This window comes from Actinomadura sp. (assembly GCF_044508335.1).
GTDB lineage: Bacteria > Actinomycetota > Actinomycetes > Streptosporangiales > Streptosporangiaceae > Spirillospora.
Genome location: NZ_JBIQHY010000014.1, coordinates 51599 through 65642, shown reverse-complemented (window position 1 = coordinate 65642; position 14044 = coordinate 51599). Strand labels below are relative to the sequence as shown.

11 protein-coding genes and 1 pseudogene are annotated in these 14044 nt (G+C 72.8%); 9 read left to right on the top strand and 3 right to left on the bottom strand.

The features are described 5' to 3' along the window. Positions 1-71 precede the first annotated feature (71 nt). From ACIWVC_RS08215 to ACIWVC_RS08195, 5 genes are all read left to right on the top strand, one after another. Complete coding sequence (locus ACIWVC_RS08215) at positions 72-1754, top strand: AMP-binding protein (protein WP_396447951.1); 1683 nt, start codon at positions 72-74, stop codon at positions 1752-1754. Next, a complete protein-coding gene (locus ACIWVC_RS08210; protein WP_396453956.1) occupies positions 1751-3394 on the top strand; it encodes an AMP-binding protein in 1644 nt (547 codons plus the stop codon). The genes ACIWVC_RS08215 and ACIWVC_RS08210 overlap by 4 nt, the downstream gene beginning before the upstream one ends. 96 nt (positions 3395-3490) lie before the next feature. Then, on the top strand, positions 3491-4315 hold the full coding sequence (locus ACIWVC_RS08205; RefSeq protein WP_396447949.1) for a response regulator transcription factor: 825 nt from the start codon (positions 3491-3493) through the stop codon (positions 4313-4315). A 386-nt stretch (positions 4316-4701) separates the two neighbouring features. After that, the gene (locus ACIWVC_RS08200) at positions 4702-5331 is read left to right on the top strand and encodes a TetR/AcrR family transcriptional regulator (RefSeq protein WP_396447948.1); all 630 of its coding nucleotides are present in this window, start codon (positions 4702-4704) and stop codon (positions 5329-5331) included. Between the two features lie 109 nt (positions 5332-5440). Continuing rightward, positions 5441-6277: a polysaccharide deacetylase family protein gene (locus tag ACIWVC_RS08195; protein WP_396447947.1), complete on the top strand. Its 837-nt coding sequence runs from the start codon at positions 5441-5443 to the stop codon at positions 6275-6277. Between the two features lie 52 nt (positions 6278-6329). On the opposite strand, the gene ACIWVC_RS08190 is transcribed toward ACIWVC_RS08195, so the two are convergent. Next, complete coding sequence (locus ACIWVC_RS08190) at positions 6330-6779, bottom strand: hypothetical protein (protein ID WP_396447946.1); 450 nt, start codon at positions 6777-6779, stop codon at positions 6330-6332. Positions 6780-6975: 196 nt separating this feature from the next. On the opposite strand from ACIWVC_RS08190, the gene ACIWVC_RS08185 reads away from it, so the two are divergent. From ACIWVC_RS08185 to ACIWVC_RS08175, 3 genes are all read left to right on the top strand, one after another. Continuing rightward, positions 6976-8289, top strand: a complete 1314-nt coding sequence (locus tag ACIWVC_RS08185; protein ID WP_396447945.1) for a histidine kinase — start codon at positions 6976-6978, stop codon at positions 8287-8289. Then, entirely contained in the window at positions 8253-8903 is a 651-nt protein-coding gene (locus ACIWVC_RS08180; RefSeq protein WP_396447944.1) for a LuxR C-terminal-related transcriptional regulator, read from the top strand. Before ACIWVC_RS08185 ends, ACIWVC_RS08180 begins: the two co-directional genes overlap by 37 nt. A gap of 107 nt (positions 8904-9010) precedes the next feature. Further along, entirely contained in the window at positions 9011-9925 is a 915-nt protein-coding gene (locus ACIWVC_RS08175) for a hypothetical protein (RefSeq protein WP_396447943.1), read from the top strand. Here the strand turns inward: ACIWVC_RS08175 and ACIWVC_RS08170 are convergent. Continuing rightward, positions 9900-10679 carry an enoyl-CoA hydratase/isomerase family protein gene (locus ACIWVC_RS08170; RefSeq protein WP_396447942.1) on the bottom strand — a complete coding sequence of 260 codons (780 nt, stop codon included), beginning with the start codon at positions 10677-10679 and terminating at the stop codon, positions 9900-9902. The genes ACIWVC_RS08175 and ACIWVC_RS08170 overlap by 26 nt on opposite strands. A 598-nt stretch (positions 10680-11277) precedes the next feature. On the opposite strand from ACIWVC_RS08170, the pseudogene rho reads away from it, so the two are divergent. After that, a pseudogene (rho, locus tag ACIWVC_RS08165) lies at positions 11278-12450 on the top strand (transcription termination factor Rho); the annotation flags it as partial. 21 nt (positions 12451-12471) lie between these two features. On the opposite strand, the gene ACIWVC_RS08160 reads toward rho, so the two are convergent. Next, on the bottom strand, positions 12472-14043 hold the full coding sequence (locus ACIWVC_RS08160) for a serine/threonine-protein kinase (protein ID WP_396447941.1): 1572 nt from the start codon (positions 14041-14043) through the stop codon (positions 12472-12474). Position 14044: the final 1 nt, after the last annotated feature.

The window sequence follows — 14044 nt, the reverse complement described above, 5'->3', positions numbered from 1 at the left end:
GGGTGGCGCAGGTCACTCGAATGGCCAACCATCCTTGTGACCGGGTGTCCGTGCGGCTACGAGGAGAGACCATGCCCGCAGTCGAGTTCCGCGCGGCGCGCGACTTCCTGCTCGCGCATCGCGACGACTACGCGACCGCGTACGAGAAGTTCCGCTGGCCGGTGCTGACCGGGTTCAACTGGGCGCTGGACTGGTTCGACAAGATCGCCGAGGGCAACGACTCGCCCGCGCTGTGGATCGTCGAGGAGGACGGCTCCGAGGCGAAGTACTCCTTCCTCCAGTTGTCGCGGCGGTCCAACCAGGTCGCGAACATGCTGCGCCGGGCGGGCGTGCGGCGCGGCGACCGGGTCATCCTGATGCTCGGCAACCAGGTGGAGCTGTGGGAGACCGTGCTGGCGACGATGAAGATCGGCGCCGTCATGATCCCGTGCACGCCGCTGCTGGGCACGGCCGACCTGCAGGACCGGATCACCCGGGGCAAGGCGCGGCACGTGGTCGTCGGCTCGGCCGACACCGGCAAGTTCGACGGGGTCGAGGGCGACTACACGAAGATCGCCGTGGGCGAGCCCGTCGAGGGGTGGGTCGCCTACGGGGACGCCTACGAGGAGGCCGAGGGGTTCACCCCGTACGGGCTGACCATGTCGCAGGACACGCTGCTGCTGTACTTCACGTCCGGGACGACGGCGCAGCCGAAGCTGGTCGAGCACACGCACGCGTCCTACCCGGCCGGGCACCTGTCCACGATGTACTGGATCGGGCTGCGGCCCGGGGACGTCCACCTGAACATCTCGTCGCCCGGCTGGGCGAAGCACGCGTGGAGCAACATCTTCGCGCCGTGGGACGCCGAGGCGTGCGTGTTCATCTTCAACTACACGCGCTTCGACCCCGACCGGCTGCTCGACACGCTGGACCGGTGCGGGGTGAGCAGCTTCTGCGCGCCGCCGACCGTGTGGCGGATGCTGATCCAGGCCGACCTCGGCCGGCTCGCCGCCCCGCCGCGCGAGGTCGTCGCGGCAGGCGAGCCGCTGAACCCCGAGGTCATCGAGCGGGTGAAGGCGGCCTGGGGCCGCACGATCCGGGACGGCTTCGGGCAGACCGAGACGACCGCCCAGATCGCCAACACGCCCGGCCAGCCGGTCAAGCCGGGATCGATGGGGCGTGCGCTGCCCGGCTACCGGGTCGCGCTGATCGACCCGCTGACCGGCGAGCCCGGGGACGAGGGCGAGATCTGCCTCGAACTGGAGGACCGCCCGCTCGGGCTGATGACCGGCTACCACGGCGACGAGGCCCGCACCGACGAGGCGATGGCGGGCGGCTACTACCACACCGGCGACATCGGCTCCCGCGACGAGGACGGCTACATCACCTACGTCGGGCGCGCCGACGACGTGTTCAAGGCGTCCGACTACAAGATCTCGCCGTTCGAGCTGGAGAGCGTGCTGATCGAGCACGAGGCGGTGGCGGAGGCCGCCGTCGTCCCGTCGCCCGACCCGGTCCGGGCGGCCGTCCCGAAGGCGTACGTGACGCTGGCGAACGGCTGGGAGCCGACCGCCGAGACCGCGCGGGCGATCTTCGCGCACAGCCGGGCGCAGCTGTCCCCGTACAAGCGGATCCGGCTGCTGGAGTTCGCCGAGCTGCCGAAGACGATCTCCGGCAAGATCCGCCGGGTCGAGCTGCGCGCCAGCGAGATCGACAAGCACCCCGGCGCGGGCGACCGCCCGGAGGGCGAGTTCCGGGAGGAGGACCTGCGATGACACTCTCCTACGCATCCGGCGTTTCGGCTACGCCGCTGCTCGGTGACACCATCGGCGCGAACCTCGACAAGACGGTCGCCGCCTATTCCGAGCGGGACGTGCTCGTCGACAGGACGTCCGGCCGGCGCTGGACGTACGAGCAGTTCGCCGACGACGTGGAGGCGGTCGCGCTCGGCCTGCGCGACCTCGGCGTCGTCAAGGGCGACCGGGTCGGGATCTGGTCGCCGAACTGCGCCGAGTGGATGCTCGTCCAGTACGCGACGGCGAAGCTGGGCGCGATCCTCGTCAACATCAACCCCGCCTACCGGGTGCACGAACTTGAGTTCGTCCTCAACCAGGCGGGCATCCGGACGCTGGTGTCGGCGTCGTCGTTCAAGACGTCCGACTATGCGGCGATGGTGGACGAGGTCAGGCCGAAGTGCGCCGCCCTACGCGACGTCATCTTCATCGGCACGCCCGGCTGGGACGCCCTCATCGAGGCGGGGCGCGCCTCCGACCCGGCCGTCCTCACCGACATCGCCCGGACGCTCACCGCCGACGACCCCATCAACATCCAGTACACGTCCGGGACGACGGGCTTCCCCAAGGGCGCGACGCTGTCGCACCACAACATCCTCAACAACGGCTACTTCGTCGGCGAGCTGTGCGGCTACGACGAAGAGGACCGCGTGTGCGTCCCCGTGCCCTTCTACCACTGCTTCGGCATGGTGATGGGAAACCTCGCGGCGACCAGCCACGGCGCGTGCGTCGTGATCCCGGCGCCGGCGTTCGACCCGAAGGCGACCCTGGAAGCGGTCGCGGCCGAGCGCTGCACGTCGCTGTACGGGGTGCCGACGATGTTCATCGCCGTCCTGAACGAGCCCTCGCTGGACGGCCTCGACCTCTCCACGCTCCGCACCGGGATCATGGCCGGGTCGCCGTGCCCGGTGGAGGTGATGAAGCAGGTCATCGAGCGGCTCGGGATGAGCGAGGTCGCGATCTGCTACGGCATGACCGAGACGTCCCCGGTCTCGACGCAGACCCGGGCGGGCGACTCGCTCGACCGGCGCGTCTCCACGGTCGGCACCGTCCTGCCGCACCTGGAGATCAAGATCATCGACCCGGAGACCGGTGTGACCGTCCCGCGCGGCACCCCCGGCGAGTTCTGCACGCGCGGCTACTCGGTGATGCTCGGCTACTGGGAGGAACCGGACAAGACGGCCGAGGCCATCGACGCCGCCCGGTGGATGCACACCGGCGACCTCGCCGTGATGGACGACGACGGCTACGTCAACATCACCGGCCGCATCAAGGACATGGTGATCCGCGGCGGCGAGAACATCTACCCGCGGGAGATCGAGGAGTTCCTCTACACCCACCCCGACATCGTGGACGCGCAGGTCATCGGCGTCCCCGACGAGAAGTACGGCGAGGAGCTGATGGCGTGGGTGCGCCTCCGCGAGGGCGTGCCCGGCCTGACCGCCGGGGAGCTGCGCGCGTTCTGCGAGGGCAAGCTCGCCCACTACAAGATCCCCCGCTACGTGCACGTCGTGGACGAGTTCCCGATGACGGTCACCGGGAAGATCCGCAAGGTGCAGATGAGGGCCGAGGCCATCGACATCCTGGGCCTGGAGGACGTCGCCTCGGCCAGGCACGCGTGAGTTTCTGAGCGGGTGACCTTTCGTGACGGCGCGTGGCAGGGCATGCTCGGGAGCATGGATGCGCCTGCACTGGGAGGCACGGGGAGTCGCCCCGGAATGACGCGCGACGACGCGGGAGCCGTCCGGGCCGCGGTGCTGACCCTGCACCGCACGACCGGCCTGCCCATGGTGTTCGGCGGCGCGCTGAGCGGCCAGGACAGGCTGCGCATCACCGAGCTCGTCGGGAACACGACCGACTCGCTGGACGGCCTCGTCGTGCGGCAGGGCAACGGGCTCGGCGGCAAGGCGATGGCGCTGGGACGGCCCCTCTGGGTCAGTAACTATCCGTGCGCGGCGTCGATCAGCCACGACTACGACAAGCCCGTCGGGCGCGAGGGCCTGCTGTCGATCGTCGCGGTCCCGGTCGTCGTCCGCCGCCGCGTCCGCGGGGTCATCTACGGCGCGCTGCGCGAGCCGCTGGGCCTCGCCGACCGGGTCGTGGGCGCGGCCGTCCAGGTGGCCCGCGACCTCGAACAGGACCTCGCCGTCCGCGACCGGGCCGACGACGCGCTGGCCCGCGCCGAGCCCTGCACGTCCACGGCGCGCTGGGAGGAGGTGCGGGCCGTCCACGCGGAGCTGCGGGCGCTGGCCGAGCAGGTCGACGACCTGCCGACCCGCGACCGGCTGCGCCGGGCGTCGCTGCGCCTCGCCGCCGCCGGGCTGGACGAGTCGCGCACCGCGCCGCGCCCGGTGCTGTCGCCGCGCGAGCTGGACGTCCTGTCGTACGTGGCGATCGGCTGCACGAACGCGGAGGCCGCCGAGCGCCTCGGCCTGCTGCCCGAGACGGTGAAGAGCTACCTCCGCTCCGCGATGCGGAAGCTGGACAGCCACACCCGGCTGGAGGCGGTGACCGCCGCCCGCCGCGCCGGCCTGCTCCCCTGACGCCCGCGCCGCCCGGGACTGGGGGAGGCCATGGGTCGACCCCGGCGACCGCCGATGGGTTGCGGGGGAGCCGGGAAGGCGGGTGGGGACCGCGGGGCCGCGCGGTGTTCCCTTGCGATCGGGGTTCGTCGATCGGGCCCGGCGACGGGGTCAGCGCCGCGCCGTGGACGTCGTCCAGTGCAGATCGGCCCCCGCGGCGCACTGCCTGGACGGAACGCTCACCAACGCCGGCTGCGCCGGGCCGTGATCGCACGGCCGTCCCACCTGTACCGGCAGGGACGTCCGGCCCCCGATTGCACACAGAACCGTAACACTACGGCGAACACGGTTGTTCGCCGTAAAGGGATTTTCCTCGGAAAACCCGAACTCGTTGGTAGCTTGTGCGGGTGGAGTCCGACGGCCCGACCCCGCTGCCGCGCGGACGCCATCACCTGACCCGCGAGCAGGTGTCGGCGTCCCAGCGGGAACGGCTGCTGCGGGGCATGACCCAGGCGGTCGGCGAGAAGGGGTACGCCGAGACGACGGTCGCGGACGTGCTGAAGCGGGCGCACGTGTCGCGGGAGACCTTCTACCAGCACTTCGCCGACAAGCAGGCGTGCTTCCTCGCGGCGTACGAGGCGGCCGCGACCCGGATCATGGGCGTCGTCGACGACGCGCTGGCGGCCGGCGGCGGCCCGGTGATGCAGCGGCTCGAACGGGCGCTGCGCGCCTACCTGCGGGAACTGGCCGCCGACACCGGGGCCGCCCGCACGTTCCTGCTGGAGATCTACGCGGCGGGCCCGGCCGCGGCGGCGCTGCGGTACCGGATGCAGCGCGGCTTCATGGAGATCATCGACGCGCTGCTGACCGAGGACGAGCGGTTCCGCGCGCTCCCCGATCCGCAGTTCGCCTGCCGGATGCTCGTCGGCGGCGTCGCGTCCCTCGTCACCGGCAAAGTCGCGATGGGCGAGACCGCCGGGCTGCCGAAGCTGTGCGCCCCGATCCTGGCGCACGTGAGCGCGCTGCTCGAACGCTAGAGGCGGTCACGCGGGCGCGGGCGCGCCGCGCTCATCCGCCGCCCAATAGGCCCGATTGTGATGCCATAGCGCACTCCTACCCGGTTAAAACCTCGATAGCGTGGGACTTGTGGAGGTTGATGAGTCAGGTGGGACATCCCGCCGCAAAGCACTCTGGCTGCTCGGCGCGGCCGCCGGACTCACCGCGCTCGGCGCGGACGCCGCACGCTCCCCGGGCGGTTCCCCGGCCGCGGCCTCGCCCGCGGCGACGCCCCGCGCGAGACCGGTGATCCATCCGACGCCGACCCCGACGCCGACCCCCACCCCGCGGCCCGCGTCCTGGACGCCCGGCAAGCTCGCGGCCCTCGACAAGCCCGTCCGCGAGCTCTCCGACCTGGCGCCGCCCGCGCCCCCGAAGTCGATCGCCCTCACGATCGACGACGGCCCCAGCCCCACCTGGACCCCGAGGATGCTCGACCTCCTGGCCGAGCACGAGGTCCCCGCGACCTTCTTCATCATCGGCGAGCAGGTGAAGGAGCACCCGGGCCTCACCCGCCGCATCGCCGACGCCGGCCACCAGATCTGCAACCACACCGAGACCCACCCGATCACCATCGCGAACCTGTCGAAGAAGCGGGTCCGCAAGGAGATCGTCGAGGCCCACGACCGGATCGCGGACGTCACCGGTGTCGTCCCCCAGTTCTTCCGCTCCCCCGGCGGCGCGTGGTCGAAGACGGTGCTCGACCTCGTCGCCGAGCACGGCATGCTCCCCGTCGACTGGGCCGTGGACCCCCGCGACTGGGCCCGCCCCGGCGTCGGCCACATCCGCCGCGCCCTACTGAAGGGCAAGGAGAACAACATCCTCCTCTGCCACGACGGCGGCGGCGACCGCAGCCAGACCATCAAGGCTCTGAAGACCGTCATCCCGAAACTGAAGAAGCGCGGCCTCACCTTCGTCGCGCTGTAGAGGCTCCGCGGCCGCCCGTCGGCGGGGGCCGCGGAGCCTATCTCGTTCGCGGTCAGCGGGTGACGCGCAGGTTGGCGTCCTCCGCCTTCTCCACCGCGTCCCGGATCGCCGGTAGAGGCTTGCCGGACTCCCGCAACGTGAACTGGACGATGACGTGGCGCCCGTCCTTCGACACCAGGTCCGGGCGCATGTCCGTGATCGCGCCGGTGGCCCGGACGTTCGCCCGGACGTCCGCCACCGCCCGCCTCATCTCGGGCGAGTCCGCGGCGGCGCCCCAGAGGAGCACGGTCTCGTGGTCGGGGTCGTCGACGCCGGCCTCGGCGATGATCTGCTCGGCCCGCGCCGACTGCCCGGTGCCCTGCTCGTGGTCGGCCATCGTCACCTGGCCTGCCGCGCCGCCGAGCACCGTGGCCAGGACGACGAACAGCAGCCAGCCGAGGATGGCCGCCGTACGGTGCCGCGCGCTCCAGCCGCCGAGCGTCGCCGCGATGTTTCGTTTCATGGGGTCCCCTGGTCGAAGTGGTCTGCGGGGTGACACCCAACGACGCTAGGAAGCGCGCACCCGGGCCGACATGGCTCTAACCGGCGTCCCGGGGTGGACATAGGTACACCCCCCTCTCGGGTTGCGGGCACACTGTGGACGTGAGGGCGCGCCAGAAGACTGGACTCCGGATGGCAGGCAGACCACGGAGGATCCGGTGAGCGGTGGATTGGTGAAAGAGGCACGCTGGCTGCGCCACGCGAAGGCGCCCTGGCGCGGGCTGGCGCTGTGGCTGCTGGCCTTCCCGGCGACGCTCGTCGGGCTGTGGTTCATCACGGTCGTCTCGATGATCACGAGCTTCATCGGGGTGCTGCTGTTCCCGTCCGCGGTGATGCTGCTGCGCACGCAGCTGGACGCGTACCGGGAGCGCATCAACAAGTGGACGGACGCGAACATCCAGCGGCCGTACCTGCCCGAGCCGGAGGACGAGCCCGGCCTGCACGGCATGTTCAAGCGGTTCATCGCGCTGATCTCGGACCCGGCCACCTGGCGGGACTACCTGTGGGTCGTCACCGACCCCTTCGTCGCGCTGTTCACGGCGGCGCTGCCCGCGATGCTGATCCTTTACGGGGTCTGGGGCTACCTGCTGGCCGCGTTCGCCGGCGACCTGATCGGCCAATACGGCGGCAGCGACTGGTACACGTACATCCACGTCACGCGCGGGTACGGCCGGGACTCCGGGCGCGTCCTGTCCACCGTGGTCGTCGCGACCGCCTGCATCGTGATCGGGTACGCGATCGGGCCGAAGATGATGTCCGCCTACGGGCGCTGGGGCCGCGCGATCCTCGGGCCGACGAAGAAGTCGCAGCTCGCGCTGCGCGTCCGGCACCTGACCGAGACCCGGTCGGAGGCCGTGGACGCGTCCGCCGCGGAGCTGCGCCGCATCGAGCGCGACCTGCATGACGGCGCGCAGGCCCGGCTCGTCGCGATGGGCATGACGCTCGGCGCGATCGAGCACCTGCTCGACAAGGACCCGGAGAAGGCGCGGCTGCTGCTCGCCGAGACCCGCGCGACGTCGGCGAAGGCGCTGCACGAGCTGCGCGACCTGGTCCGCGGCATCCACCCGCCGGTGCTCGCCGACCGGGGGCTCGGCGACGCGGTGAAGGCGCTCGCCCTCGACAACCCGATGCGCGTCGAGGTCAGCGGGGAGCTGCCGGGGCGGGCCGAGCCGCCGGTCGAGTCCGCCGCGTACTTCGCGGTGTCGGAGATCCTCACCAACGCCGCGAAGCACTCCGGCGCGTCCCGCGTCTGGATCGACCTGCGGTACGAGGACGGCATGCTGCGCGTCACGGTCACCGACGACGGGCGCGGCGGCGCCACCCTGGACGGCGGAACGGGCCTGCGCGGCATCGAGCGGCGAATCGGTACATTCGACGGCGTCCTCGCCCTCAGCTCGCCCCCGGGCGGCCCGACGATCGTGACGCTGGAGCTGCCGTGCGCGTTGTCCTCGCCGAAGACCTCGCCCTCCTGAGGGAGGGCCTGGTCAGCCTGCTGGAGTCGCACGACTTCGAGATCGCGGCGGCCGTCGACAACGGCCCCTCGCTGCTGAAGGCGCTGCTCGACCACCGCCCGGACGTGGCGGTGGTCGACGTGCGCCTGCCGCCGTCGTTCACCGACGAGGGGCTGCAGGCGGCGCTGGAGGCGCGCCGCCGGGTTCCGGGCCTGCCGGTCCTGGTGCTGTCGCAGTACGTGGAGCAGCTCTACGCCCGCGAGCTGCTCGCGGACGGCACCGGGGCGATCGGCTACCTGCTGAAGGACCGGGTGTTCGACGCGGCCCAGTTCGTGGACGCGGTCCGCCGGGTCGCGGCGGGCGGCACCGCGATGGACCCGGAGGTCATCTCGCGGCTCGTCGCGAGCAACACCCGGGACACCCCGCTGAGCCGGCTCACCCCGCGTGAGACGGAGGTCCTGGAGCTGATGGCGCAGGGGCGGTCCAACGCGGCGATCGCCGAGCGGCTCGTCGTCACCGAGCGGGCCGTCACCAAGCACACCGCCAACATCTTCGCCAAGCTCGACCTGCCCGTGACCGGCGACGACAACCGCCGCGTCCTGGCCGTGCTCGCCTACCTCAACGGCCGGCGCTAGCTCCCGCCGCGCCGGAACCGTCCGGGTGATCTTCGCGGCCGCCGCGGGCCGTACCGGGCGGTACCGGTGGCATAGTGTGCTCCGCGAGACGGCCCGGGGAGGGCGCGATGACGGTGGTTCTGGTGTTGCTGTGCCTGGCGATCGCCGGCCGGGAGCTGTACCTGGCGTTCGAGCGCCGCCGCTCCCCGGGCGCGCCGGAGATCGCCGACATCCGCGCCCGGCTCCGCGAGCTCACCGGCACCCGGGACGAGCTGGAGGGCTTCCGCGCGGCGCAGCGGGAGCGGCTCGACCGGCTCGCCGCCGAGCAGGAGCGCGACCGGGAGGCCCTCGCCGCCGCCGGCGCGCGGATCGGGTCGCTGGTCGCGCAGATCAACGAGCGGCTGCTGCCGGACGTCGGCGGGCGGCTGAAGCAGCAGCGGGAGGCGGCCGACGAGCAGCGCGCGGCCCTCGACCGGCTGGCCGCCGAGGTCGCCGCGCTGCGCGCGCACCTCGTCGGGCGGCTCGACCAGGCCGTCGCCGCGTCCCTCGGGGCCGAGCCCGCCGAGTTCGTCGCCGGGTGCCTCACCGCCGACCCGGCGGGCGCGCGGCCCGCGCTGGCCGGCCCCTACGAGCGGTTCGCCGAGCACTGCGGGCTGCGCGTCGAGCTGACCGACCGGGACCGCTACTACCTGTCCGGGCGCAGCCCGCGCGCCCTGGAGCGCGACTTCGTCGACCTCGTCGCCGCGCTGCGCGCGGGCTGCCGGGAGACCACCGGGAAGGCGCGCGGCCTGCTGGGCGCGCTGCGCGGCGCCGAACGGGGCGGCGCGCAGATCGGGCCGCTCCTCATCGTCCGGACGCCGGAGTCGCTGGTGTGCGGCGTGCTGCCGCTCGCCGAGCTGCGCGGCGCCCCCGGCGGCCTGCTCGCCGACCCGGCCGCCGCCGCGCGGCGCCTGCACCGGCTCCCGGAGGGACGGTTCTGCGCCCTGCCGGACCGGCCCGCCGTCGACGGCGCGAGCCTCAACGAGCGGGAGACGTCCAGGTGAAGGCGGGCGGGCGGCGCTCCAGGAACGCGGCGACGCCCTCCTCGGCCTCCCCGCTCGCGGCGACCTCCGCCAGCCACCTGGCCGTCCTCTCCTCGACCGGGCCGGCGGCGGCGATGGCGTCCACGATGTCCTTGGTCGCCTGCTGGGTGAGCAGCGAGCGGGACGCGAGCGTCGCGGTGAACGCGGCGACCCGGTCGCGCAGGCCGCCGGCCGGGACGACCTCGTCCAGCAGCCCGATCCGCAGCGCGTGCTCCGCGCCGACCAGGTCCGCGGAGAACAGCAGGTACTTCGCGGCGGACGGCCCGACCAGCCGGACCAGCCGGGTCGTCGCCGCGGCCGGGTAGACGATGCCGAGCTTGGCCGGGGTGATCCCGAACCGGGCGTCCGCGGCGGCGAAGCGCAGGTCGCAGGCCGCCGCGAGCTGGCAGCCGCCGCCCACGCAGTACCCCTCGATCGCGGCGAGCGTCGGCTTCGGGAACGCGGCGAGCGCCCGCTCGGCGACCGTCGACAGATGCGAGTCGTCGTCGCGGTGGATGTCGCCCAGCTCGGCGATGTCGGCGCCCGCGCAGAAGTTCCCGCCCGCGCCCGTCAGCACCGCGACGCGGACGGCGTCGTCCTTCGCCAGGTCGTCCAGGATGCCCGGCAGCGCCCGCCACATGTCCGCCGACATGGCGTTCCGCTTGGCCGGCCGGTCGATGGTGATCGTCCCGACGCCTCCGGCGACCTCGACGCCGAGCCCGGCGGCCATGCTCATTCTCGGCTCCCCTTTCCGGCTGCGACCCGGCTCATCGTACGGAGCGCGTTTCCGCCGGTCGTTCCCGGGGCATCTGAACCGAGCGGAACCCCCACCGCGTTCGCGGAGTCATAACCGGCATCGGACGGCAGCGCGCGTCGGGGGACGCGCGCCTGCGACACTCCGCCGCGCCACGTCGTCACAGGGGGATCGGCCTGCATGAACGCAATCGGCGGCAGCCGGGGAATGCACAACCCGCGTCGAGTGCTGTACTGTCGAGACATCGTCTTCGGATTTTCGCGAATCGCCTCGAAGGCGTTTCTTCCCCGCCCGGGCCATCTGAGCGCCCGGTGACTTTCCCGGCCCGGAGCGCGCACACCGCCGTCCCGGACCGCTGCACAAGGGAGCCGACGACAGCCCGGTGAACCGAGCTGCATCTTTCGCATTCCTCTCGCGTACGCGCCGCGGGTTCCGCCGCCGTACCCGGGAATCGACCCCAGGCGGCGCGGACCGCTCCGCACCCGCCTGAGAAGGGACCCGCATGTCCACTTCCACCCTCACCACCGAACGCCCCGCCACCGGCCGGCGGGCGCAGGCGCACACCGTGCCCGCGCAGAACGGCCGGAAGGGCGGCCGGCAGAGCGACCAGCAGGACGGCCGGCAGCAGGGGCGTCCCGCCGACGACGCGCCCGTCGTCCCGTTCCACGGCATCCTCGCCGTCCAGGACAAGCACGCCTTCATCCGCACCTCCGGGTACCTCCCCGGGCCGGACGACGTGCACGTCTCCCTCGCCCAGGTCAGGGCGCACCACCTGCGCCCCGGCGACGCCGTCGCGGGCACCGCGAAGGCGCCCAAGTCGAACCGGGAGAAGTTCGCCTCCCTCGCCCGCGTCGAGACCGTGAACGGCCTCCCGGCGGCGGAGGCGGCGCACCGCCCCGAGTTCGCCAAGCTGACCCCGCTGTTCCCGCACGAGCGGCTCCGCCTCGACACCGGTCCCCTCGCGACCCGCGTCATCGACCTGGTCGCGCCGATCGGCAAGGGGCAGCGCGGGCTCATCGTGTCGCCGCCCAAGGTCGGCAAGACGATGGTCCTGCAGGCCCTCGCGAACGCGATCGCGCAGAGCAACCCCGAGGTCCACCTCATGGTCGTGCTCATCGACGAGCGGCCGGAGGAGGTCACCGACCTGCAGCGGTCCGTGCGCGGCGAGGTCGTCCACTCGACGTTCGACCGCCCCGCGCAGGACCACACCGCGCTCGCCGAGCTCACCGTGGAGCGCGCCAAGCGGCTCGTCGAGCAGGGCCACGACGTGGTCATGCTGCTCGACTCGATCACCCGGCTCGGCCGCGCCTACAACCTCGCGGCGCCGTCCAGCAGCCGCATCCTCGCCGGCGGCGTCGCGACGACCGCCATCTACCCGCCGAAGAAGTTCTTCGGCGCCGCCCGCAACATCGAGAACGGCGGCTCGCTCACCATCCTCGCCACCGCCCTCGTGGAGACCGGCTCCCGCATGGACGACGTCTTCTTCGAGGAGTACAAGGGCACCGGAAACATGGAGCTGAAGCTCGACCGGGGCCTCGCCGACCGCCGCGTGTTCCCCGCCGTCGACATCGAGGCGTCCGGCACCCGCCGCGAGGAGCTGCTCATGTCCGCCGAGGAGCTCGCGCTCTCCTGGCGCCTGCGCCGCGCCCTCCAGGGGCTGGAGAAGCAGCAGGCCGTCGAGCAGCTTCTGGAGAAGATGAAGGGCACCTCCTCCAACGCCGAATTCCTCCTCCGCCTCCAGCAGACCACCTGACGCCCCTCACGCCGGTCGTCCTCAGTCGCCCTTCTCCGGCCGGAAGGATTTCAGGACCTTGTCGTAGAGGCGCTGGCCCGGCGTCCAGTCCGGGTCGGACGCGTAGAAGCAGAACTCGTACCCGGCCGCTCTGCTGCACAGGACGTGCCTGACGCCGTCCTCGCCGCCGGCGTGCCGGTCGTCCCGCCAGGTGAACTCCCATTCGGCGGCGCCCGCGACGACCTCTGGGGCGGGCTCCAGCCGCAGGCGGCGGTAGTCCGGATAGCGGTGCTCCGCGACCGCGCGGCGCTCCTCGGCGCGCAGCCCGGCCAGCGCGTCACCGGTGGCCGGGGCGATGCGCAGGCCCCGCCCGGACGACGCGTCCTTCCAGGTCATGACCGAACCCCGCCGCTCGGCCTGCCAGCCCGCCGGCACGCGCACCGAGTAGGCGCCCGCCTCGCGGTACTTCGACGTCTTGGCCGTCACGCCCGCCGCCGGGCGCAGCGCGAGCGCGTCGCTCCGGCCGATCGACGTCCAGCCGGGCCGGCTCGCCCACGTGCCGGCGCCCGCCGCGGCCACGGCGAGCGCGGCGACGCTGACGAGCGCGCGCGGCCGGACCCGCCGGTCCCGCGGCGGCCTGCGGGGACGCCGCGAACCGCGCGGCGGCGCACCGCCGGGGCCGCTGCGCAGCGTCCACGGGACGCGGGGGCCGCGGAGTGCGCGGCGCGCGGCCGGGACCCGCACCTGCTTCGGGACCGTCGCCCGCGTGATGCCCGGTTCCGGGAGGGAGCCGATGACGTCCCGCAGGAGGTCGGCGGTGGCCTCGGCCGTCAGCCGGTCCTCCGGCCGCCGGCGCAGCAGCCCCTCGATGACGGGGGTCAGCGGGCCCGCGCGCACCGGCCGCGCGTAGTCGCCGAGCAGCACGGCCATCATGGACGCGAGCGCGTGGCAGCGCAGGAACGGGGAGAAGCCCTCGACCGCCATGTAGAGCGTCGCGCCGAGCGACCACAGGTCGGACGCCTCCACGCTCGGCTGCCCGTCGATCCGCTCCGGCGGCAGGTAGGCGGGCGACCCCTCGATGCCGGCGGGCATCGTGTCGGCCAGTTCCTGGCCGTTGCTCATGTGCACGGCGAGCCCGAAGTCGCTCAGCAGGACGCGCCCGTCGTCGCAGATCAGCACGTTGCTGGGCTTGACGTCGCGGTGCAGGATGCCCGCCGCGTGCGACGCGCGGAGCACCGAGAGGACCGCCGCGCCGATCTCCGCCGTCCGTCGCACGCCGAGCGGCCCGTTCTCGGTGACGAGGCGGTTCAGCGACGACGACTCCAGGAACTCCATGACGATCCAGGGCCGGCCGTTCTCGATGATCAGGTCGTGCACGGCGACCACGCCGGGATGCCGCAGCGCGGCGGTGGCGCGCGCCTCCGCGAGCAGCCGCCGGCACATCACCCGGCGCTCGCTCTGGGTGATGCGCGGCGGCAGATGGACCTCCTTGACCGCGACGTCGCGGTCGAGCATCTCGTCGTACGCCCGCCAGACGGTGCCCATGCCGCCCCTGCCGACCACAGAGAGCAGGCGATACCGTCGCGCGAGCGGTATCAACCGATCCCCATTCATG